Origin of the sequence: Pseudidiomarina tainanensis (assembly GCF_900115255.1) — a bacterium.
GTDB classification, from domain to species: Bacteria; Pseudomonadota; Gammaproteobacteria; order Enterobacterales; family Alteromonadaceae; genus Pseudidiomarina; species Pseudidiomarina tainanensis.
In genome coordinates, this window is the sequence record NZ_FOYU01000001.1 from 1,142,932 (window position 1) to 1,166,675 (window position 23,744).

A 23,744-nucleotide genomic window follows, 5' to 3' on the forward strand; every position below is an offset into this window, starting at 1 on the left:
GTCCAAGGACTGCACCCCTCCTTTTCAATCACAGCGGAAGTATACAGGTGCAGTCCTTGGACTGCACCCCTCTTAACTTATAAAAGAGGGCGGGCGAGTAAGTCGTTGACGTACTCTTCGGTAGGTTTGTAGCCGCATGGCGCTTGTAACAGAAGCTTACGGAGGGTGTCGTACAAGGCATGTTCACAAGCATTATCGAGCAGTTGCAGCAAATCATGCATGGCCGACCAGTCGAGGTAGTCTTCGCGCGCTTGCATGATTCGTGGATGAGCGCAGGGCACCACGTTATCGCCAATCAGTAACTCTTCATAGAGCTTTTCACCGGGCCGCAGACCGGTGAAACTTATTTCGATATCACCGTCTGGGTTGTCACTCGAACGTAATTCAAGTCCTGACAGGTTTATCATCTTCTTTGCCATATCGACAATACGCACAGGCTCACCCATATCCAGCACGAACACGGCGCCGGTTGAACCCATGGTTCCCGCCTGAATCACCAACTGTGCGGCTTCAGGAATGGTCATAAAGTAGCGGGTAATATCAGGGTGCGTCACCGTCACCGGCCCGCCGTTCTCAATTTGTTGCTTAAACAGCGGCACCACTGAGCCCGATGACCCCAGCACATTACCAAAGCGCACCATACAAAAACGCGTGGCCACGTCTTCACGCTCGGCCAGCGACTGCAACACCAACTCAGCTAAACGTTTGGTGGTCCCCATCACATTGGTGGGGCGCACCGCTTTGTCGGTTGAAATCAGGACAAACTGCTCAACCCGTGCATTGATCGCCGCTTCAGCCGTTGCCCACGTACCGAACACGTTATTGCGAACGCCCTCAACCATATTGAATTCAACTAGCGGGACATGTTTATAGGCGGCAGCGTGATACACCGTCTGCACCTTGAACGCTTTCATCACTCCCTCAACACGCGACTGGTTTTGTACCGAGCCCATCATCGGGAAGATATCGAGACTGATGCCCTGACGGTCGCATAAATGACGTAACTCACGGTCGATGGCATACAAACTGTATTCGCTCAATTCGTACAACACCAAAGCCCGTGGCTTTTGCAAAATAATCTGACGACACAGCTCCGAGCCAATCGAACCGCCCGCACCGGTCACCATCACCACCTTGTCGCGAATATGCTTCTGCATTAGCGTTACATCGGGCGCTACCGGATCACGCCCCAACAAATCTTCAATGTTTACGTCTTGCAGACTATCAATTGATATATCGCCATTAACCATATCAGCCATGCCCGGAATGGTTTGTACGCGAATATTTAAAGGCTGCAGAGATTCAAGGATTTGCTTACGGGTTGAGCGCGACGCGGATGGTAACGCCAGTAAAATACGTTCGATTTGACCGCTCGTGACTGCATCTTCCACTTGCGATGGATCAATGACCGGAACACCCATGATGGTGGTCTTTTGTAGCGTTTTGTCATCATCAACAAACACCACCGGATGAAACTGCTCACCATTTAACAACGCTTGCGCCAGCTGACGCCCTGCCGAGCCGGCTCCATAAATAAGCACGCGGCGCTTCCGACGACTCACCATCCGTTGATAAATCTCGCGCATAATCAGGCGGCTACCGCCAATCATCAGCAAGGCCATTAAGCCGTAATTAGCAACCGCGTGCCCAGGGAAATCGAGTTGCAGTGCCGTTTTAAGTGCCCATAGCCACAACGTTGAAATAAACACACCAATCAGCACCGAGCCAAGCGCACGAAAGCTCACATAGCGCACCACCGCGCGATACAAACCGAGCTTGGTGAATACCGCCAACGAGCCGATTGTCAAAGCGACATAAAGCCCAGCCCAACTCAGTAAATGCGCAGGAGGCTGGTACAAATACGACAAAATATGCGCGACTATCAGCGCAGCCAGAATAGCTGTTGCGTCAGCGAGGAGACTCACCAAGCGCTTCATCGAGCGCGGGAGCTGCAGTATGGGAAGCAAAAATTTCACGCGAAAACAACAACCTTGTACAGAAAATTCCGTTTCGTTAGATTTTTTTTAAAATCAAAGTAACAGAATTATAACCGTGTTAAGGAATTGTAGCAATACTCGAAGAGAGGGGTGGGAAGGAGGGGTGCAGTCCTTGGACTGCACCCCTCCTCTTATTTAAAAAACAGTGATGTTGCGAGGCAACTCGTCTGCGGTCACTAACGTCTTGTTTAGGGCGGCGAGTTCAATGGTGCGTAAGTCTTTTTCTAATTCCGCGCGCTCATCATCGGTCACCGGATATAGCAGCGCCAACAACATTGCATTGCGGGCGTAACCCCAACTTTTCGCATCAATCGCCACTTTTGCGGCGCGCAAGGCACCGGGTAGATAGCCGCCCTGACCAGATTCCAAATAAAACGCATAAGCGTTATTCAAATCTTTCTCGGTGTACTTGCCATGTTGGCGCAGTTGGGCGTAGCCAAAAGCGCCAAGTGGATGTTTGTACAAGGTGGCAATATTCAGGTACTTAAATGCATAATCGCCAGCTTTGGCATCATTCGTTGCATCGGCAAGCTGCAGGTAATAAGCGCCCAGCAAGTACTGCACGGTTATGAAGTCGGCCATGTCGTTGCTGATCGGCGCAAATGCATTCTCCGGTGTTGGGCATGCTTCCATCGAGGGGCAACGCTGCAATATCTGACGCAAGCGCGCGTCAGAATCTTTATCGCCCTGCGTCGCTTGTCTGACGAGGTCATAGGTTCTTAACCATGCGTCTGTCCAGTGTTGCGCCACCAAATTTCCCATGGGAGTTTTCACTTCTTCGGGTGTTGGCGGTATCGGTTTGTTCGCCTCTGCAGCCTGCGCATGCCATGGTGCACGTTCGGGCAGAATGCCTGCATCTAGCAAAACGCCGGCCACAAACAACAACGTCAATGCGCCCAAAGGTACGCCAACGAAACCCCAAACTAGCCACTTGCGTACTTTGCTCATAGGTCATACCCCTTACAGAACGAGTTCGAGGTGTTGCCCTGACAAACCAAATCATACTCGCTGCGGTACAACGATAAGTTGCACTCACTTTGGCGGGATTGGGCATAGCGAATCAAATCACGCAACTCGCGATCGACATAGCCGCGTTCACGAATAAGTTCGCGTCGCTCTTGTTCTAACTGGCTAAATTGGCCGCTACGCGCATAACTTTCTAACTGGCCTGAGTAGGTGCCGCTCACCGTGCTGCGGGTATTGCGAAGTACATTGATATCGCCCTCGACGTCATTCAGTGATGCATCTAAAGAGCTTAGCTGGCGACGCAACTGGCTATCTCGGCGCGTTATCGACTCGGCATCGGCATAACACTGACGCGCTTGCTCAACGCGATCTTGTCGCACAGCCGCCTGCGTTTGCTGCTGTACGACTTTGCTCTCAGGTGTTGCGACGCTTGACTTACGAGCGGCGACTACATCGTCCAGTGGATAACCCAACTGGCGTAGGTTGGTATGAATTACCTCAACGAAGGAATCGGGCGTGGCCGCAGATTGATTGATGAGATTAAAGGCGACTTCGAAGGTATTGCGTGCTGGGTCGCGCAAACCCATCGAACGATAATAAAGAGCGAGTTCAATGGCAGACTCCATGTGACCACGTTCATAGGCGCTTTTGAGCAACCTCACGCCTTGCTCAGTATTTTGACTAATCCCACCTGCAGCAAAGCCATGCAAATAAAGTCGCCCGAGTGCATAGGTGCTGGGCGCATACAGCAAGTTGTTGGCAAATGTATGCAAGCGGATGTACCGCACGGCGTCGCGTTGCAATCCTGCGGCCTCAGCTTTATCCCAAAACAACTCGGCTAAATGCGCCGCCGCGACAGCGGCTTCGCGCTGTTTCCCGGTGGGTTGTGAACTGCGATTGGCTAACGGCCCTTTGCAGTCAGCGTTTGCAAGGCAATCTTTCACCAATTGATTTAACTTCGAAATAGCAAACGGTTCGCCATTTTCGGCAGGGTCGATCAGTTGCCACAACAAGACTTCTTCGAGCTTCCAATATCCCTGCTCGCCTTCTGGCATTTGGTAAGACTGCGCAGACACGGTGCTACTGAACACCAGCGTTGCGAGAAAGACGATGATTCGCATGGGCAATATCTCAACAAGGTAACGTTTGAAAATTATGCCCCACCGCCGACAAAGTCAAGAAAAGGAGGGGTGCAGTCCAAGGACTGCACCCCTCCTATTGCTAAACATGGGCACCATGCGCTACGGTTAAGTGTCTGTACCGAGTGAGCGTCTGTATGATCACCATTCGCCGAATTTATATATTTTGCGCCAGCCTATTGTTTATCAGCATGCAAGGCTGCGCCAGCCTGCCCGATCTATCAGAACGCGAAACCAGCCAAGCCATCTCCGCCGAAGCAACCACCGCAACCGCTCTCGGTAAGATCATCCGTGCCAAAGCGCAGGACTCGTCAGATTCAGACCAACATAACGCCGGCATCGTTGTTTTAGGCGAAGCCAAGCAAGCGCTTGACACCCGTCTCATGCTCATCAATAACGCCGAACAAAGTATCGACATTCAATACTACATCTGGCGCAACGATATCTCCGGCCAGCTAACAGCAGAGGCTCTGCAACAAGCAGCGGAAAAAGGCGTGCGCATTCGACTACTCCTCGACGACTTTCACACCAAGCCAATCACCCCATTACTGCATCAGCTGAATGCGCATCAAAATATTGACGTCCGTCTGGTGAATCCATTTATGCCACGCGGCGCGGTGGTGCTTGGTTTTATCACCGATTTTGACCGCGCCAACCGGCGCATGCACAACAAGTCGCTCACAGCAGACAATCAAGCCTCAATTGTGGGTGGGCGTAACATTGGTGATGATTATTTTCTCCGAGGGGAAAGTGATATTTTGTTCTCCGACCTTGACCTACTGGCGGTCGGCGAAATCGTCAGCACCATTTCTAACGAGTTTGATAGTTACTGGAATAGCGACTCGGCCTATCCACTGGAATTGCTCGAGCCTGACATGGCAAAAAAAACTCGTCCCAACATGACTCAAGCAACCTATCAACCGCCTCATGAACTAGAAAGCTTTTTCAAGAACAACAACATCACCTGGGCCAATGCCACCGTGGTCAGTGACTCACCTAACAAAGTTCTTGGGAATATTGAAGAAGAGGAGCGCATCACCTACAAACTGAAAGAAGTTCTCGGTGTGCCTGAACAAGAAGTATTGATTATTTCACCGTACTTTATTCCGACCAAAGCTGGGGTGAAATCACTGCAAAATATCATCAGCAATGGCGTACAACTGAGCGTACTCACCAATGCGTTTGCCACCAACGACGTCGCCATTGTGCACTCGGGCTACGCCAAATATCGTAAGCGCTTACTCAACGCCGGTGTCAGATTATTTGAGCTACGCCCCGCCGCCATTCCGAATCCGCCCGTAAAAGATGATGAAAATCCAACGTTTTCGAGCTCGTCGGCCAGTAGCCTTCACGCAAAAACCTTCATCGTTGATCGGCACCGTGTGTTTGTTGGGTCATTTAACTTTGATCCGCGCTCAGCGAATCTCAACACCGAGCTCGGATTAGTCGTCGAAAGTGAAGCGCTCGGCGAGCGTATGGCGAACAAGTTCCTGCAAGAAACCCCACAGCAAGCCTACGAAGTGATTCTCGACCAACACGGCGATCTGGTTTGGTTAGAGCGAGACAAAGACGGCATCATCAGCAAACGCCACACCACCGAACCCGGCACCACCTGGTTCAACCGCCTCGCCATCCGCTTCTTCTCACTCCTACCCATCGATTCGTTGTTGTAGCCCGGCGTTCCATGTCAGGTAAATGCCGGATGGCGCGAAGCGCCGTTATCCTACACGCTTCCGTAATACCCTCGCACAGCAGCAACAAACGCATCCAACTCCCCAACCGGCAGCGCATTCACCCCACCAGCGCCAGCACGCCCGCCCCCGGTCGCAAACCCAGCACAAATATCTCCAGCGCCCTCAAGACGAACCTTCGGCGCCCGCAAGCTCACGGTCAACGTGGCACCATCTGCATTCGGCGTCGCTATCACAATCGCTTGCGACGGATTCGCATGCGCCAAATCATTGCCTAAAGTACCGCTTATACGGCGCGCCCACGCCTCAGCAGGCAACATCACCGCACGCACCACATCATCACATGCCACCACATCGGCCGCTGCAGCCGCTGCCATATCTTCAGCAAAACCACGACGCAGCACAGCAAATGGTGCATCTGCCGCTGTATCCGCCACCGCCGCCAACGGCGAATCGTAACGCATCAACGCCGCATACAAATCTTCCGGCGCAAAATGCAAATCGTCCACCGAGGCACCATAGCCGTTATAATTCACCAGCACGCCCAGTTCGCGTAACACCGAAGCCTCTGCATCAGACAAGCCCAACTCAGCGCACTTCGCCAACGCCACGCTATTCAAACTATCCCCAAACGCCGCCGCCACAGCCCACAACTGCTGACGCCCTTCAAGATATGAATTCATTAGCAATCCGGTACAAACCGTCGGCGCAAAATCAATCAAGCACTGCAAACGCTCATGCTCGAACAACGTGCGCGCCTGATGATGATCACAATAAAACACCGAAGCCCCAAGCGACAGGATACGTCGCAGGTCATCGGTGTTTTTATCAAAGGAAATATCTAACGCATGCACCACCGCGTCAGCGGCTTGTTCGTCACTCACGCGCCCCAACAGCGCGTTATCACGCTTCACACCGCTCACCAACAACTGCTCAGACGGAGCCACCGGAAACACTTTACGCAACTGAATCAGCGAAAAAATACCATCGGCATCGCCATTAAATACATCAATGTACATCAGCCACGCTCCAATCCAGAACCCGCAGAAATCACCCCACGCGCTACCAGCGCATCGACAACCTGCGACGCCGCCTCTTCCACGCTCATCGACGCCGTATGCAAATGCACCTCCGGCGCGACCGGCGGCTCATACGGTGAACTAATCCCGGTAAAGTGCGGAATCTCGCCTGCTCGAGCCTTTTGATACAAACCTTTCGGGTCGCGCTGCTCGCACACCTCCAGCGGCGTATCCACAAACACTTCAATAAAGTCAGCAGTAGCCAAAGAACGCGCTTGCGCTCTATCAGCCACAAACGGCGAGATAAATGCGGTGCCGACAATCAACCCAGCGTCGGTCATCAAGTTCGCAACTTCGGTAATGCGACGGATATTTTCCACCCGCGAGGCATCATCAAAGCCGAGATCCTTGTTCAGACCATGACGCACATTGTCGCCGTCGAGCATATAGCTATGACAGCCGCGCTCAAATAGCATTCTATCGACCGCATTGGCAATGGTGCTTTTGCCCGAGCCCGACAGCCCGGTATACCAAAGCACGCAGGGCTTGTGACCTTTTTGCGCAGTGCGCTCAGACGCCGAAACCGAGGCTTCATGCCAAACAATATTTGTACTCATCTTTAACATCCGATTTTTTAAAGATTGAAAATAGCGAAAAGCATATCACGGAACTTAAACATAAAAACTAGCTGGTTTAGGGTGCAGTCCTTACTCCGCACCCAGGAGGGGTGCGGAGTAAGGACTGCACCCCACCTCTTCCCCACACCAGCCACATGCGATAAACTCAAGCGCATGAACCCAATCACCCACTTACAACAGCTCGAAGCCGAAGCCATTCACGTGATGCGTGAGGTGGTCGCTGAACTGCGCAATCCAGTTATGCTGTATTCCGTGGGGAAAGACAGCTCAGTGCTCCTGCATATTGCCCGCAAAGCCTTTGCGCCGGGTAAAATTCCATTTCCGTTGCTGCATGTCGATACCACGTGGAAATTCAAAGAAATGATTGAATTTCGCGACCGTATGGCAGCGAAGCACGGCTTTGAACTCATCACACATACAAACCCCGACGGCATCCAACAAGGCATTGGCCCCTTCAGCCACGGTAGCGCGGTGCACACTGATGTGATGAAAACCCAAGCACTCAAGCAAGCGCTGAACAAATATCAGTTCGACGCAGCCTTTGGCGGCGCACGTAGAGACGAAGAAAAATCACGCGCCAAAGAGCGCATTTTCAGCTTCCGCGACAAGAACCATCGTTGGGATCCGAAAAATCAGCGCCCTGAACTGTGGAATATCTACAACACCAAAGTGCATCCGCAAGAGAGTATTCGTGTATTCCCGCTCAGCAATTGGACCGAGTTGGATATTTGGCAATACATCTATCTCGAGAATATCGAAATCCCGCAGCTGTATTTCGCTAAACCCCGTCCGGTAGTCCAAAGAAACGGGACACTAATCATGGTCGATGATGAGCGCATGCCGCTTGAGCCCAACGAACAACCTCAAATGAAAACCGTGCGTTTTCGCACACTCGGCTGCTACCCGCTCACCGGCGCGATTGAATCAACCGCATCAACGCTACCAGAAATTATCCAAGAAATGCTGCTCACCACAACCTCGGAGCGTCAGGGGCGGGTCATTGATCACGATGCCAATGGGTCAATGGAGAAGAAGAAAATGGAAGGGTATTTCTAGCCATGAGCCATGCGTCGCCACTGATTGAGAAAGATATCCTGCAATACCTCGAGCAGCACGAGAATAAAGAGCTGTTGCGATTTATTACCTGTGGCAGTGTGGATGATGGAAAAAGCACGCTGATTGGCCGCATGCTGCACGATAGCAAAATGATTTACGATGACCAACTCGCCGCCATCAGTAAAAGTCGTACCAGCGCCAACGAACCGCTCGATCTGTCATTACTCGTTGATGGCCTGCAATCAGAGCGCGAGCAAGGCATTACCATTGATGTGGCGTATCGGTATTTCAGCACCGACAAGCGCAAGTTCATCATCGCCGACACCCCAGGCCACGAGCAATATACGCGCAACATGGCAACCGGCGCCAGCACCAGCGATCTCGCAATTATTTTGATTGATGCCAGCAAAGGCGTGCAAACGCAAACCAAGCGCCATAGTTACATTGTCAGTTTACTGGGTATCAAGCACGCCATTGTTGCCATCAATAAAATTGACCTAATCAATTACGACCAAGCGCGCTACAAAGCCATTCAAGATGATTACTTAAAGCTTGCCGGTCAGCTCGATATTCCCGATATCCACTTTGTGCCGATCAGTGCGCTCAATGGCGACAACGTGGTCCATAAAAGTATCAACACGCCGTGGTTCCGTGGCCGCACGCTCATGGAATATCTGGAAACGTTAGAGATTAACCGCGACGGTGACCATCGCGACTTTCGATTTGCGGTACAATATGTGAACCGCGTGAACAACGCTGAAACACCTAATTTTCGTGGTTATGCCGGTACGATTGCGTCTGGCACCGTGAAGCAAGGCGACACCATTCGGGTCTTGCCGTCTGGTAAAATCTCGACCATCAAAAGCATTTACACCTTCGACGGTGAATTAGAATCAGCGCAAGCACCGCAAGCCGTCACGCTCACGCTCAATGACGAAATTGATATTAGTCGTGGGGATATGATTGTTGAGAAGAACGCCATGCCGCATATGTCCAGCCGACTACGCGCAAAAATGGTGTGGTTAAATGAAGACGGCCTCGTGCCGTATAAAGAATACTACTTGAAGATGGGTAGCAAGCTGACTACCTGTGTGGTGGAAAACGTGCGCTACCGGATAGATGTGAACAGCCTCGAAGAGAACGATGCCGAAACGCTGGTACTCAATGAAATTGGCTTAGTGGATGTGAATGTGCACGAGCGCGTGGTATTCGACAAGTATCGCATCAACCGCAGCACCGGCGCATTCATACTCATCGACAAACTCACCAACGCCACCGTCGGCGCCGGCATGGTGTATCAGCCACTGACTGATGAAACCGTCGCACCCGGCGAAGTCAGCGAATTCGAGAAAAACCTGAATGCGTACGTACGCAAACACTTCCCGCACTGGGGCGCGAAGGAAGTATAGCCCGGCCCAACGTAGCCCGGCGTTCTATCCTTAAGGGAAGGCGGGTGGCGCGAAGCGCCGTCAATCCTCCAGCGCCCGACCAAGGTTATTCGTATGATCAAACGTAAACCGATGTTCCGTCGGGTGGCGGTTACAAGCGCCTATTACACGATAACGCGAGTGTGTGTCTTCGCGTAAATACACCGTACCATCACAAAATAAGCAATCAGCACTCGTCGCAATTGCATGGATAACCGGCCATCGTTTGTCTTTTACGCGACGCATAACTAAAGCCGTAGGTGGTTGCTCTGGTGGTGTTAAAATCATCGGTAAAATCATAATCTTCCGATCATATAAGTGCCAAATCTCATTCAACCACTTTAAAAACAGAAATTCAGTCCAAAGCAACCCAATGAAAACAGATATTAACCAAACACTTGGTTGATAAATGACTCCAAGCGCAAAATAAACGGTAAATAAAACGATTGCTGTTGGAGCGACTAAAAACAAAGTCGTTAACAAAAAATTGGTACCAAGACCCATATCACGATGCAACAGCCGTTGCTGCCAACGAGGCAATGCCTTACGTTCCCAAATACTGTATCGAATGTGCCCTTTTGGTATTTTATCCTTTGCCACCGTCGCTGTGCTATCGACCTCAAGAGCGTCGATTTCCAAAACCCGAACAGTTTCAGGCTTAGAAACCTTACCCGTTAGATAAAACTTGAATCCATTATCAATTGCCACTTCGTTGAAGCTCTCAGCCCAGCTCTCGAGGATGTCACCAAACTCGGAAAATATTTTATTAGCTTGGCTACCAGAATCATGATCTTTTTCAGAATCATAGATTTCCTTTGCTATGAACGAGGACACAGTACCATCGCTATTAATAATCGCAGTACAAACCTTATCTAAAATCTTGTGCTTGCGCTGACTGGCACCTTTTCGCTTAGCTTGAATCTCCAACCACTTCAAGCCGCAACGCGCCGCCTCCACAAGCCTTTGTTTATCTGAATCCATAAAGACTCCCTGTGATTCCCTCTCACTCTCTCGTTTTACGCATGCCATTCGCGAATGATGACTTGCACTAAGTTACACCGAATGAAGGTAGAAAGTCATGCACGAAGCCATCTGTGTTCAAACGCAAGTGTTAACACATGTCAGCCACACTAAACCAAACAGCCAATACGTTTGCAGTGTATGCCGAAGCCAAGTATTCGCTGTTCGGGGAAAGCATAAAGCCCACCACTTCCGACATAAGGCGGGTACACCAAAACACGGCTCATTCATAAACGAGACAGAAGTTCACAAATTCGCAAAGTTATATATCAAGGATGCGGGGCATCTGATATCGCCTAATGGAGCGCTGCTAATTTTCGATAGAGTAGAACTTGAAAAGGAAGTCGTCGGTCTGCGAATCGACGCCGTGGGATATGTTGGAAATAAAGGTTATTTCATTGAGGTGTGCGTTAACAACCCTGTCGGTAGAAGTAAGCTTGAAAAGCTTCGGCAACTTAATATTGATGTGATTGAGATTCACCTTGAACACTGGGTGATGAATCCAAGGCACCTTACTGGCGGAAGAGAGTTCGCGCGAGATGTGCTATTTGAAGCAGAGCGCAAGTGGTTAGCACGCTCAGGATGGGATTTTTGGAAGAGAAAGCTCATTGACTGGATAGAATGTCTGATGAAAGCAAGGAACTCGCAGTTAAACTACGACGACACTACGGGCCAAGCGAACTTTGATTTTTATTAGCCCGTTGCTCCAAGTTAGAGAAAGTTATTTTCGAACTCGATCGCCACTGCCTTTACCGGCAACCGTCATAAAGATGTATTTGAAATAATTTTTCAAATTCAATGACTGAAGCATTCGAGCATCTGTTTCAGCCAGAAGTAACGGAGTAGACATGTCAATTTCATTCACTTGCGCCAATCCTGTAATTCCAGGGCGTGCTTCAAGAACCCCACGAGAACGGCGCTCTTCAATCAATTCTTCCTGATTAAACAAGCACGGTCGAGGGCCAACGAGGCTCATCTCGCCTTTAAGTACATTCCACAGTTGCGGGAGCTCGTCGAGTTTGGTGCGACGCAAGAAATGTCCGAAGCGAGTAATTGCGGCAGAGCTCGCAAGGTGAGAAGCGACGGAGGCTGTGTCAACACGCATAGTACGGAATTTAACCAAAGTAAACGCCCGCTCATGACGTCCTACGCGCTGTTGGCGAAACAGTGGCGAACCGGTATCAAACAGTCCAATAACAAACAAAATTGCCAAAACAGGAAAACCGACAATTAATCCTACCAACGAAAAAAAGAAATCAAATAACCGAATCACGTACCATCTCCTTGAGTACATCATCAAGCTTAACGCGCGGCGCCCAGCCTAAAACCTGTTTGGTATGTTCTATATCAACTTGTAACGAGCCTAAAAGTCTCTCAGCAACAGCGCGCTTGCCGAGTAGGCTGGCACCTAACGAAAGTATTGAAGGTGGACATGGCAACAGTCGCGGCTTTTTATCATATGCTCTGGTCATCGCCGACAACAATTCTGGTGTCGACACATCCGCGTCATCACTGACCATAAACGTTTGATTTCCTGCGAGAGGATGGGTGATGCATGTTGAAATCAAATCGATTAAGTTGTCCAAAGCAACCATACTTCGCTTATTACGGATCGAAGCTAGTGGTAGCGGTAAGTTGCGCCCAGCAAGGCGCATCATTGCAGCGAAGTTAGCCTTCACCCCGCGGCCATACACCAACGGCGGACGAATAATTGTGACTTCCATACCTGTCCGTGCTGCAATGTCACGAAGGCCATCTTCGGCGCGGGCCTTAGAAACGCCGTAATCATCTTCTGGTGCTAACGGTGAATCATAGGCAAATGGCTTTCCTATTCGTGTTGACTCACCCAACGCCTTAACTGAACTCAAATAGATAAACCGCTTAACGCCAGCAGCGGCGGCTTGTGAAGCCAAGCGTAACGTAGAATCAGTATTGAACTGGAGGTATGCGTCCAATGGCTTCTCTAAGGTTTCATCCATTACGTGCGCGCGAGCTGCACAATGAATTAAAACGTCAATCTCACGCAACGATCCCTGAACGTCAAACGAAGTATCTCCAAGATCAAAGAACGCATGCTCCATTACAGAGCCAATACCACATGATCGCCCCATATTTAATACCGATAGTTCTTCAGAGCACAAACGCTCCAGCAAATTCGATCCAACAAATCCCGTGCCACCGGTGAGTGCAATACGCGAAATCGAGTCAGTCACGTTGGTCGCCTCTCATAAAAGAAAGGATATCATCGGCCATCTCATTCATTATCTGCGTGCGTGCAAATCGTTCTACAAATTCAATTCGAGGCTCTTCACGCATACTCAGTTGCTCAAAACCCCTAACAGCACCAGCAACATCACCAGGCTCAAAAACTGCGGCGTTCGATACATGTTCACGTATAAAATCAGCGGCATAGCCACCTACGCCCGCTAAAATCGGTTTACCTAAGGCTGCATATTCAAAAATCTTCGATGGTAGAACTTTTTTAAACGCGTCATAGTCATTCAAGTGTAAAAACAACACGTCTGCCTTACGATAGGCGTCAATCAATGCAGAGCGAGATACAGGAGGTAATAACGAAACATTTTCAACGTCAGAACAAGCATCCTTCAATTGCTCTAATCTACCGCCTGCGCCAATAACTTCGACCTTGGCTTTGCCAGCAAGCTCTAACGCCAAAGTTGGTACAATCTTATGCAACCCCTGCCCCTCACCGATATTCCCAGCATAGAGAATAGTTAGCTGATTACCGCTACCTAAATTACGCGAGTCAACCGGGGCAGCGCTCAAAAACTCTTGATCAATTCCGTTCGTGAACCAACTATAACCTGCATTCGGATAGCGAGACCTGAAATATTCAGCAAAGCCTGCTGATACCAAATTAATTCGGCCTGCACGGCTAAACGTATAGCGCTCAACTAAGTTTAAAACCGGTGACGCTGCCCAAGTAACTTTCTTTGGTAACACATCGTTTAGTGTATCGACAAAAATATCTCGAATATCCAAATACAAAGGTACATTCAAGGAACGCGCAATACGTGCGCCAAGAAATGCTGTAAACAGCCGAGAGGAGGTAGCAAATACGCCATCAAAGCGACGTTCTCGAACAAGTCGGCGAGCAGCTCGATAGAAAGCTCCGAAAGCGCGTGCTTGATCAGCCATACCACTATCATGGGCAGGTAATGCCACACGATGAATCGTCACGTTGCCGTCTTGCTCAAACTTAGGTGCCTCCGCACTAAATCCGGCATAACGATTCGGTAATGTAGTGATTACTTCGATTTCAATATCACGCTTACGCAGTTCTTCAACTAATGCTGTGCACCGAAACGAGCCCGCACACAAATCGGGGGCGTAATAAAACGATAAAATTAATAACTTCAATTTAAGATCCGAGAGTTAATTCGCAAGTAAGGTAAGAGCCCGGAATAACGAGCACAAGTCTAGTAGAAGGAATCGATTTCCCGAACTCGGGATGCCACGTTGTATTCTCGATTTTTATCGGTACGTCAGCATGGAATAGCAGAAACTCATCCGAAGACAACTTTAAACGAACCGAATTATCATCAACAATTTCAGTATGTATATCTGGATGTAAATGAAAATGAGCCATAACGGTTTTAGAGCAACGTGCCCCTATCTCATCTTCAATAAGCACCCTATCTGCAGAGACTGAGCAGGTACGCGAATGTGTAAACCCCTTTACCAGATGTGTAAAACCATCATGCTCAGCTCGCACAACGACGGTATCTTCATTTTCACAGTACTGAGGCTCAGAAACGTGCGCACGTTGACCTACGCGGAATCCTGCCCAAACATCCGAAGAGTTTTCACCATTAATAAATACGGTGTTGTGTGCTGCGGTAGAACGTTGTCGCTGTCGTTCAGCTCCAGTTCCATATTCAGAAGTGCCTGAATTAACGAATACACGGTGTCGACCATAAGAGAGCTCAACGCTTAAAGTATCGGCATGCGCATGACCTGGTAGATAACTAGGGCCAACTTCAGCATGATCAAAGAATAATGTGAACGGGCCGCGCACCAACCGTGAGTAACCCGACTCAGGCAACATAACTGACGATGACACCGAATCAGATTGATTGGTTATTCCGACCGATCGAGCAAAGCGAAAAATTTCATGAGGTGCTGGAGCAATCCCAAATGCTGCGTCATTAAAGAAACTAATATCGCCATCTGGATGACACATTTTCGAAAGCCACGAGAGCCCACGCTCAATTACGTCCGCCCATTCATCTCGATAGCGATTTATTTGAATATTGTTACTAGCTACAGCCAAGTTTAAAAGATCAATCAAATCCCAAAGTAAAATACAGTGGTACATTGGGCTTAATTCGAAATGACCGCCATCTTCTAAGAACTGTTCAGAGACTTCACGTTCCAGTAGTGCGAGCCCTTTCGTAAGGTAATCGGCAGAACGGGAGCTGTTAAGGAAACAACCCACAAATACAAGTGCTTTAGCATTAGCAAACAGATGATTACCTAGTATGTGAAATTCTAGCTGCGCCATAAGAGCATCAGCTTGTTGTTCCATGCTACGAAGTATTTCAACATCGTATTCTTGATTAAATTGGCACCATTTTATCCAGTTCACTAGCCTTAAAGAGATTGGATAAGGCTCCCAACCGTTTCCATGCGGCGCTGGATTTTCGTCGATCCATTTCAAGATAAAATGCTTTTGTAGCAGAGAACGGTTTTCTGAATCTGGAGAGTTAAGATCGTCAAAGTAGTGCAAGTTGTATAGCCAAAGCTTTGAATGTGTTGTCTCGTCATTCCAATCTGGCGGCGTTTTTATAACTGCAAATTTATTCAAAAAACGAACTTCGTGGTTTTCAAAAAGGCTTTGTTCACCAACCTTTGGCGTGTAAAGTGGCCAACTATTTGCTGAAATCTCTTGTGTGGAAGAATAAGATTTTGGTTTAAATGGAAACAGTCGATATATGAGCCGATAGAAGACCTGCTCAAATTTCAGCGGTCTGACCGTGTGATAAAAGCGAACGATTTTTTTCATTGAGTAATAGGTTAACGACTACCTAGGAAGTCACAAATACGCGAGCATGCCTGCCCGTCCCCATAAGGGTTATGCGCATGCGACATTGTTGAATACTCGTCCGAGTTAGTTAGTAACGATGATACTGATGAAACAATGGCGTCAACGGAGGTGCCGACAAGGCGCACGGTGCCTGCTTCAACGGCCTCAGGGCGCTCGGTTGTATCACGCATGACGAGTACCGGCTTGCCGAGGCCCGGAGCTTCTTCTTGCACGCCGCCACTATCGGTTAATACTAAATGACAACCTTGCATGAGCCAAACGAACGGTTCATAGCCAAGGGGCTCAATCAGATGCACATTAGTAAGCCCACCTAGCAGTGAGCGCACAGGCTTTTGCACATTCGGATTTAAGTGAACAGGGTAGACAAAATGCACATCAGGGTGCGCTACAGCCAGCGAACGAAGAGCAGCACAAATATTCTCAAACCCTTGGCCAAAGTTCTCGCGACGATGCCCTGTAATCAACACGTAGCGTGATGATGCCAAATCAATAGTCAACCCTGCGGCAGTCAAAGTCGACGAAATCGAAGAGCGCAACTCAGTAGAGTCCTCGATTTTCGCAGTTACCCACTGCAGGGCATCAATGACCGTGTTACCGGTGACCAAGATAGAAGAATCAGAAACACCCTCTGCCAATAAATCACGACGATTACGCTCAGTCGGAGCGAAATGCCACTGCGCTAAGCGCCCGGTTAATTGGCGATTGGCTTCTTCCGGCCATGGTGAATAGAGATCATGCGTGCGCAATCCAGCCTCAACGTGCCCCACTGGAATTTGAGCATAGAATGCCGCCAACGAAGCCGCAAAGGTAGTCGCTGTGTCTCCGTGTACCAGCACTATATCGGGCGACGACTCAGTCAATACTGACCGCATGCCTAGTAAAACAGAAGACGTTACGTCATACAGGTCTTGTCCTGCTTTCATGATATTTAAATCATAGTCTGGCGTAATTTCGAACAATGCTAGCACTTGGTCGAGCATCTCACGGTGTTGTGCAGTTACTGCAACAACAACTTCAAAACGCGAGTCAGCTTGCAACGCTTTTACTAGTGGTGCCATTTTGATCGCTTCAGGTCGCGTACCAAAGGCTAATAAAACTTTCATGAGCAACGAATACCTATCACAAATCAGAAATAATTAAGCGCGAGTTACGCCACAGAAATCCAAAACCTGACCGTTCACGGATAGGTGCTTAAACTCATTGTGCGCAACCAAGTACACGACGATATCGGCAGATGTTGTAACCTCATGATAATCATGCAAAACGATACTCTGATGGCGTTTTAAGTTCGGCTCAACAGCTAACGCTTGCACATTTTCCATAACTAGCGACTGGAATACGGAAAGCGCTGGTGATTCACGCAAATCATCAATATTTGGTTTGAAAGAAAGACCCATGCACGCAACGGTAGGCTCACGTCCTTCCTTTTCTCGGAAAGCCTTAATGTCAGTTAGAATTCGCTCGACTACCCAAGACGTTTTATAATCGTTGACTTCACGTGCCGCACGAATGATGCGCGCATCTTTGCCGCCGGCGTGCACGATAAACCATGGATCAACAGCAATACAATGGCCGCCGACACCGGTTCCGGGCTGCAAAATATTCACACGTGGATGACGGTTGGCTAAACGAATAAGTTCCCAAACATCGATGCCAAACTTGTCACACAAAATAGAAAGTTCGTTCGCGAATGCGATGTTAACGTCACGGAAGCTGTTCTCTGTAAGTTTAGCCATTTCTGCAGTACGAGCGTCGGTGGTTAAAACCTCACCAGAGACAAACGAACGGTAGAAGTCGGCGACAATTTCTGTCGCTTCAGGCGTAATCCCGCCAACAATACGGTCATTTTCAACTAGCTCACGCATAATATGACCAGGTAATACACGTTCGGGACAGTGAGCGATATGAATTGATTCGATATCAACACCCTCTTCACGTAACACTTCTGCGACGCGATCTGTCGTACCTACCGGGGAGGTTGATTCTAGAATTACCATATTGCCAGCTTTAATTACCGGCGCAATTGATCGAGTTGCGGCCTCAACGTAATCAATGTTTGGTACATGGCCGTCATGAAATGGTGTCGGTACCGCCAAAACGAAAACATCTGAAGGTCGCGGTTGTAGCGCTGCCGTAAGCGTTTTCAGCTTCACTGCTTTGGCTACATATGCATCAAGCTCGGGCTCAACAATGTGAATATCCCCTTTATTTACGATATTTACTACGTTTTCTGAAACGTCAACCCCGAGTACTTGGTAGCCTTGATTAGCAAGAAGTGCGGCGGTGGGGAGCCCTATATAACCTAAACCTACAATACAAATATCCTTTGTCACACTACGTCCTTCCTCTTTATTCATCACACGCGTTTGCCAATAAAAATAGCACCGCTTGGTGCCTCATCGAGTTTGATTTTTAACTTCCCAGAATCTGTCAGCACCGGTTGACTTAACGCATAAAGTGTAAAGCCTAAACCGACGTTCTTAAAATCCAATTTATCAATCAATTCAGAGTTAACTTGGTGAGATTTCGGTACAATGTATAATGAAATTAATCCCGGTTCTTCCTGCAATACTTGTAACGAATAAATATCTTCAAAGATTTTGTGATGGCGACCGAATATTAGAGCGGTTAATTGAATTTTATTTTTATCTAGATCTAAGACAAAGTCTGAAGCGCGCCCTTCATCAAACGCAAAGCAATCTATTATTGTTGTATTGGAGTCACTAAAAGCTCTAATGCGATCTCCTGTGTTGTATCGTATAAACGGAAATGCAACATTGTGGAAAGATGTAGCCACTAATTCATCTTCAACAGACTCAGTCAATCCGTAACTCGAACTGGCTTCATATATGTATGAGTTCTCCTCAGTTTCTTGGGCAATACAAGCTCTCTCACTGTGCCCATAAAAACAAAAACAACTACTCCCAAGCGTCGCACTAATTTCATTTCGAATATGTAATGGCGCAAATTCAGAACATAGAAGCACACCACAGATCCGTTCCCTCAGAACTTCAATTTCATATCCATGGTTCAACTCATTCACGACTTCGTATACTAAACTAGGATATCCATGCAAAATAAATGCTTGATTAGGGTTACGGTGAAAGATTTCTAGTAAGCTTTCTATTTGCTGACTTATGTTTTTATATGTATTGATAAAATACGCATCACGAATAACATCGTACTCTAAATCGCTCCTTAAGTTTACCTGACCAACAAAGCAAATACGTGTAGTGTTCCATTTTAATCCCCAGCGCTTGAAAAAAAAGTGAAGATTTGCCCATTCAACACCTAGTTGATTGCTGCTAATTGAAAATGATAGAGGTGTACCAGAGGTGCCCCCTGTATTGACTCTCAAACTAGTCTTCGTATTTTGGCATTTGACGCTATTAAATGAAGCGCTTTGAAGCATTCCTTTGGTCACAATTGGCAAACTACGAACATCGTGAAGTTTCTGAATTGAGTCTAAAGAAAGTCCATTCGCTCTATATAGACACCGATAAAAGTCAGAGTATTGAAACGCATAAGATGCTATTTCCTTCGTTTCAGACAGTCTCCACTTAGTCAAGTCGCTCTTCGTCATATTATCCAGTTTTTCCAAGCGCTTTGTTTCTCGAATATAGCTTCTAGCTATGCCGGGACGAAGAGAATATGGAATATTTTTTAATACATAACCAACAGAAGGTGAACGAAGGATTCTCCGACTATTATTCTTTAAATAAAAGGCAAGTTTACTCACTTAACACCAATTTTTACTAGCAAATTAATCAATGACGTACGAAAGAAGTTAAATATATCTTTAAAAAAAAGAGAATTTCGAGACTCTTTGGTTCTATAAATGGGTAAAAATTTAGTTTTGACTCGGTTCTTTTTAAAATAAGCATCGTATTTTTGGTCTGTTATTTCTTCAAATTCACCGAAACCAATTAATTTATTGAGCTCTTCAACTGAGTATTTACCTATATATAGGGTTTTACAATTTCTTTTTTCGTACAAATGTACTATGAATTCTAAATCATGAGTAATTTCAAACATAATTTGCAAACTACAATAATCTGGAAATCGAAGTTTACCCGAAAAAAAATAACTCTCTTTGAAAAACCAGTTACCAAGACTATAAACTATTACCCCGTGCTTGTATCTTTCGATTGGCTGCACACAGTGAGGATGACAACCAATAATAAAGTCACAACCTAAATCTACAAGCGAGTGCGCAAGTGTACGATGATATGGTAACGGTATGACCTCTAATTCATAGCACCAGTGCATTAGAACAACAAACTTAGAGTTTGGAAATTGCTTTTTTTCCTTAGCAAACTCACTCAGAACCCACGAAGCATTCAGAGGGTTCACTCCTGAACGGTTGCGACGAGCTTTATTGCACTCAATAACGTCCCACCCAAAAGACATAAATATATAATCCGTCTCACCAATCAAGCAGTGTTTAACTTGAGAAGCTTCAGACAAATTATCGCCGGCTCCTATTGTGATGTGACCTTTTTCTTCAATCGCCCTTTTCGTTCTATTAATTGTACCGACATCATCAATATGGTTGTTTGCTAGATTAAATAGTAAATATGAATCACGGAATAGACTATTCAATAGGTTAACACTATTGAATACAGACTTAGTTTTTCGATAGGAGTTTAACTCTTCTTCTCTGGCTAGCCCGCCTTCAAAGTTAAGTACGACAAGTTGTTTCGCTAAACTAGTGTGATGGTGTTTTTCAGTGTAATCATCAATACTCGCTACATCGCCAACAAAAAAAACGGAGGTCACTTTACTTAAATTGTGTTTAGACTCGAAGAACTGCGTTTCTATCATTATTGTTCCTTAATTTTTGACAGAAAAATGTTTAGCACCCTTTCGGACTCAAAATTTGCTAGAAAAAAGCACCTTGCTCGCTCTCCCATTCGCTCTTTTTCGCTAGAATTTAAGTTCTCGAAATTAATAATTGCGTGAAAAAGGGAGCTCAAAGAGCCAACCTCTGTAAGATAACCGGTAACACCTTCTTCGACGATCTCTGGAATGCTCCTCCAGCGAGTAGTGATCACTGGGAGGCCTATCGAGTAAGCTTCTAGTATGACGCCAGGATATCCTTCACCGAAGTGTTTTGTTGGTAAAATTAAACAAGACGCCCCTGATAGAAACTTATAGATATTGTTTGAATCTACCACTCCATAATAGTTGCAATTATCGGCATTTTGGATAAGCTTTAATAAGTCCTGCTCAATAATAGGTCCCGCAAACGAAAAGTGTGCTTGTGGAAAATCCTTGGCTACTTCCAGCAAGTCTAATACTCCCTTCGACCGCTTAATTGCACCGACGAAAACGTACCTACTCATTATACTATAGTCGCACTTCAGCTTCGATTTTGGTCTAGAATTAGGGAGTTTGACTATTTTAGTGTTTGGGAACCTATCCCTAAAATAATTAACAACAAGATCTGTCTCAAAAAACAACGTATCGGATCGGTTTAGTAACCCATTCATTATCTCTCTTTTGAATACGCCATATTTCTTGTAAGTATCATTAAAAATCCCGCCAAACATACGAAGCATAAATCTTTTACGAAACAATCTAACAAAAAATAATAGGATCGGACCAAAATATAGAGCGCCATTTGCGCTTGTATTCAACACCGTAACTTCAGAAATCGAGCAATAATATAAGCATCTAACAAAATAATAGACCTTTTTGAGCAGACCAGCCTTCTTAAATTGTGTTGTATCTGACACGGACAAATCTATAGTGTTATGATTTCGCAACTCGGAAACTAGCTGCTCAAACAAAACTGTGGTCCCACCAAGAGGCCCAGGTAAAGCGCCTATTACATGCAATTTCAATTTTCCCATTCCCTAGTAATCTATTCTTAATATAAAGGATCATGCAGAGCGAAGCGTTGGAGGATAACTTTTTCTTGGTTGATATCTTGGATTTTAACTAATGACTATCATAATTTACTGCGTAACCTGCGTGTGAATTGACATTCAACTTCTTAAATTCACGCATAAACACTAATTACATCAAACTACTCATTGAGATGAAATCTTACCAAATGTATAACTTTTTAAATTAGTGATTAAGTCACAAACCGAAGTGTTAACTCATATTAAATCGTATATACTTTCTATGTTTTTAACTTTCTTCGCGGGAATGCCGGCATAAACAGAATTAGAATCAACTGTAGTCAGTACAACCGAATTAGGTGCGATAATAGAATTTGAACCAATTTTTATAGGCCCGAGTACCTTAGCACCACTCCCAACATATATATCATCACCCAATACTGGAACGTTAAATTTCTTCGATCTTCCTCCGATTGTCACTCCTGTTCCTATAGTGCAATTGGCTCCAATAACAACTCTACCATGTATCACTACACCATTTCCCCCATAAGCGAACTTTACATTCTTTCCGAGTTGTACTGTCGGGGGAAGGTAAATCCCCCATATAACTCTATTCAAAATAGTGAAGAAAGACGGTAAAAGTGGGATTTTTAACTTATGGAACGTATAAGCTAACTTAAAGAGAATCAGTGGAGCCTGGGCCAGTGACATTTAAATCCTCCAGTTTCGACTTTCAATAACTAAAAAGTCTCTAGTTTTCTATATTCTCTTGATACCCAAAGAGCACCAAAGATCATTCTCTAGAACCAAAAAAACAGGCCCTAGTTTAGAATTTTACAAGTAAATAATTGACAAAATTAATTTGATAATCGATGCATGTACGCTACCAAGTAAGCTCTGAAGCAGCATCAAATAGCGCCGAATACGAACGGGCATTCAATAAGTCTTTCAACCTATTAAAATCTAACTTTACCTCTTCATCTTCAACTATATACATTAATCGAGCAAAGTCTTGAGAGTAATCGCCAATATATCGCGTTCCAATGGGAATCACACCTCGAGATATATATTCTGCGAATTTGAGGGGTGAAGCCGTAGTATTTACGATATTATTATCTCTAAGAATGAATCCGAAATCGACCTCATCCAGAGACGATATAACAACCTCTCTCGGGAGCGAGTTGCATTCGTAGTTAACTACACCGTAGTCATACAAAATCTTTTCAGCAGCAGCTTTATCGGGCGTAAAGACTTTAAGCACAGTGTTCTCGGACTCAATGCTCTTATAAAGGCAACAAACACGTTCGAAACACTGCCACACGGACATTGATCCAACATATCCAAATCTTAATACGCTTCGCCGTGAATTCGTTACCTCTCTATTTTTAAGAAGATCAGCTCTGATTTTACACGGCTCTACTATGACCGGTCTTTCGTGAAAAACTTTCTTCAAATACTCTTTCATATTTTGAGAGACACAATATATTTCGTCGGCGTTTCTATATACAAACGACTCTATAACTTGAATTAAATACCGGCGTACAACGGACTTGTTTCGAAGATAACTCTCTTCGGATGGTAAGCCGCGGAAATCAAATTGGATATAAAAGTCATTAAATGGTAACTTATCCAAAAACCAGACCAATAAAAAGTCGAATATCGATCTTGTATAAACCGTTGCCTTCCCTTTGAGATGTTTATTTATGAAAAATGCTCTCAAGAACTTAAATTTTGACTCACTTTGCTGCTCAATTATAGTCACATCCTTTTTAAAGTTGAATTTATCTCTTATTTGTGAATCGACAATCCCTTTATGCAAGCCATATGGCACTATAACTAAATATTTTTTCATAAACCCCTCAATAATTGACTCT

The 23,744-nt window shown here is 46.3% G+C and carries 21 protein-coding genes; 4 read left to right on the top strand and 17 right to left on the bottom strand.

All coding sequences use genetic code 11. The features are described from left to right. Window positions 1–77: 77 nt before the first annotated feature. The 3 genes from BM292_RS05550 to BM292_RS05560 all read right to left on the bottom strand — a co-directional run bounded on the left by BM292_RS05550 (window position 78) and on the right by BM292_RS05560 (window position 4,084). On the bottom strand, window positions 78–1,976 hold the full coding sequence (locus BM292_RS05550) for a nucleoside-diphosphate sugar epimerase/dehydratase (protein ID WP_245751821.1): 1,899 nt from the start codon (window positions 1,974–1,976) through the stop codon (window positions 78–80). Between the two features lie 156 nt (window positions 1,977–2,132). Beyond that, window positions 2,133–2,945 carry a sel1 repeat family protein gene (locus BM292_RS05555; RefSeq protein WP_092856134.1) on the bottom strand — a complete coding sequence of 271 codons (813 nt, stop codon included), beginning with the start codon at window positions 2,943–2,945 and terminating at the stop codon, window positions 2,133–2,135. After that, window positions 2,942–4,084 (bottom strand): SEL1-like repeat protein, encoded by a 1,143-nt coding sequence (locus BM292_RS05560; RefSeq protein ID WP_092856136.1) that lies wholly within the window; start codon window positions 4,082–4,084, stop codon window positions 2,942–2,944. The genes BM292_RS05555 and BM292_RS05560 overlap by 4 nt, the downstream gene beginning before the upstream one ends. A 155-nt stretch (window positions 4,085–4,239) precedes the next feature. Between BM292_RS05560 and BM292_RS05565 the strand changes: the two genes are divergently transcribed. Beyond that, window positions 4,240–5,775, top strand: a complete 1,536-nt coding sequence (locus BM292_RS05565; protein ID WP_092856138.1) for a phospholipase D family protein — start codon at window positions 4,240–4,242, stop codon at window positions 5,773–5,775. Window positions 5,776–5,825: 50 nt separating this feature from the next. On the opposite strand, the gene BM292_RS05570 is transcribed toward BM292_RS05565, so the two are convergent. Further along, complete coding sequence (locus BM292_RS05570) at window positions 5,826–6,812, bottom strand: hypothetical protein (RefSeq protein ID WP_092856140.1); 987 nt, start codon at window positions 6,810–6,812, stop codon at window positions 5,826–5,828. Continuing rightward, complete coding sequence (cysC, locus tag BM292_RS05575; protein WP_092856142.1) at window positions 6,812–7,429, bottom strand: adenylyl-sulfate kinase; 618 nt, start codon at window positions 7,427–7,429, stop codon at window positions 6,812–6,814. The genes BM292_RS05570 and cysC overlap by 1 nt, the downstream gene beginning before the upstream one ends. Before the next feature lie 174 nt (window positions 7,430–7,603). Here cysC and cysD point away from each other — a divergent pair, with 174 nt between their 5' ends. Next, a complete protein-coding gene (gene cysD / locus BM292_RS05580) occupies window positions 7,604–8,506 on the top strand; it encodes a sulfate adenylyltransferase subunit CysD (protein ID WP_092856144.1) in 903 nt (300 codons plus the stop codon). A 2-nt stretch (window positions 8,507–8,508) separates the two neighbouring features. After that, window positions 8,509–9,915, top strand: coding sequence for a sulfate adenylyltransferase subunit CysN (gene cysN, locus BM292_RS05585; RefSeq protein ID WP_092856146.1), 1,407 nt, complete (start codon window positions 8,509–8,511; stop codon window positions 9,913–9,915). Window positions 9,916–9,975: 60 nt separating this feature from the next. Here the strand turns inward: cysN and BM292_RS05590 are convergent, their stop codons facing one another. Continuing rightward, a complete protein-coding gene (locus BM292_RS05590) occupies window positions 9,976–10,914 on the bottom strand; it encodes a hypothetical protein (RefSeq protein WP_092856148.1) in 939 nt (312 codons plus the stop codon). Window positions 10,915–11,011: 97 nt separating this feature from the next. On the opposite strand from BM292_RS05590, the gene BM292_RS05595 reads away from it, so the two are divergent. Beyond that, entirely contained in the window at window positions 11,012–11,650 is a 639-nt protein-coding gene (locus BM292_RS05595) for a hypothetical protein (RefSeq protein WP_092856150.1), read from the top strand. 24 nt (window positions 11,651–11,674) lie between these two features. Here the strand turns inward: BM292_RS05595 and BM292_RS05600 are convergent, their stop codons facing one another. The 11 genes from BM292_RS05600 to BM292_RS05650 all read right to left on the bottom strand — a co-directional run bounded on the left by BM292_RS05600 (window position 11,675) and on the right by BM292_RS05650 (window position 23,722). Continuing rightward, window positions 11,675–12,226, bottom strand: a complete 552-nt coding sequence (locus BM292_RS05600) for a sugar transferase (protein ID WP_092856152.1) — start codon at window positions 12,224–12,226, stop codon at window positions 11,675–11,677. Continuing rightward, entirely contained in the window at window positions 12,210–13,166 is a 957-nt protein-coding gene (locus tag BM292_RS05605) for a UDP-glucose 4-epimerase family protein (protein ID WP_092856155.1), read from the bottom strand. The genes BM292_RS05600 and BM292_RS05605 overlap by 17 nt, the downstream gene beginning before the upstream one ends. Beyond that, window positions 13,159–14,334 (bottom strand): glycosyltransferase family 4 protein, encoded by a 1,176-nt coding sequence (locus BM292_RS05610; protein WP_092856157.1) that lies wholly within the window; start codon window positions 14,332–14,334, stop codon window positions 13,159–13,161. Before BM292_RS05610 ends, BM292_RS05605 begins: the two co-directional genes overlap by 8 nt. A gap of 1 nt (window position 14,335) precedes the next feature. Then, complete coding sequence (locus BM292_RS05615) at window positions 14,336–15,979, bottom strand: heparinase II/III family protein (RefSeq protein ID WP_092856159.1); 1,644 nt, start codon at window positions 15,977–15,979, stop codon at window positions 14,336–14,338. An 11-nt stretch (window positions 15,980–15,990) separates the two neighbouring features. Beyond that, complete coding sequence (wecB, locus tag BM292_RS05620) at window positions 15,991–17,124, bottom strand: non-hydrolyzing UDP-N-acetylglucosamine 2-epimerase (RefSeq protein WP_092856161.1); 1,134 nt, start codon at window positions 17,122–17,124, stop codon at window positions 15,991–15,993. A gap of 33 nt (window positions 17,125–17,157) precedes the next feature. Then, on the bottom strand, window positions 17,158–18,354 hold the full coding sequence (gene wecC, locus BM292_RS05625) for a UDP-N-acetyl-D-mannosamine dehydrogenase (RefSeq protein ID WP_092856935.1): 1,197 nt from the start codon (window positions 18,352–18,354) through the stop codon (window positions 17,158–17,160). Between the two features lie 23 nt (window positions 18,355–18,377). After that, a complete protein-coding gene (locus BM292_RS05630; protein WP_143434074.1) occupies window positions 18,378–19,760 on the bottom strand; it encodes a phenylacetate--CoA ligase family protein in 1,383 nt (460 codons plus the stop codon). Beyond that, window positions 19,757–20,845, bottom strand: coding sequence for a CapA family protein (locus BM292_RS05635; RefSeq protein WP_092856165.1), 1,089 nt, complete (start codon window positions 20,843–20,845; stop codon window positions 19,757–19,759). The genes BM292_RS05630 and BM292_RS05635 overlap by 4 nt, the downstream gene beginning before the upstream one ends. Next, entirely contained in the window at window positions 20,845–21,876 is a 1,032-nt protein-coding gene (locus BM292_RS05640; protein WP_092856167.1) for a glycosyltransferase family 4 protein, read from the bottom strand. Before BM292_RS05640 ends, BM292_RS05635 begins: the two co-directional genes overlap by 1 nt. Window positions 21,877–22,128: 252 nt before the next feature. Further along, window positions 22,129–22,581, bottom strand: coding sequence for a serine O-acetyltransferase (locus BM292_RS05645; RefSeq protein ID WP_092856169.1), 453 nt, complete (start codon window positions 22,579–22,581; stop codon window positions 22,129–22,131). 172 nt (window positions 22,582–22,753) lie between these two features. Then, window positions 22,754–23,722, bottom strand: a complete 969-nt coding sequence (locus BM292_RS05650) for a glycosyltransferase family protein (protein ID WP_092856171.1) — start codon at window positions 23,720–23,722, stop codon at window positions 22,754–22,756. Window positions 23,723–23,744 lie beyond the last annotated feature (22 nt).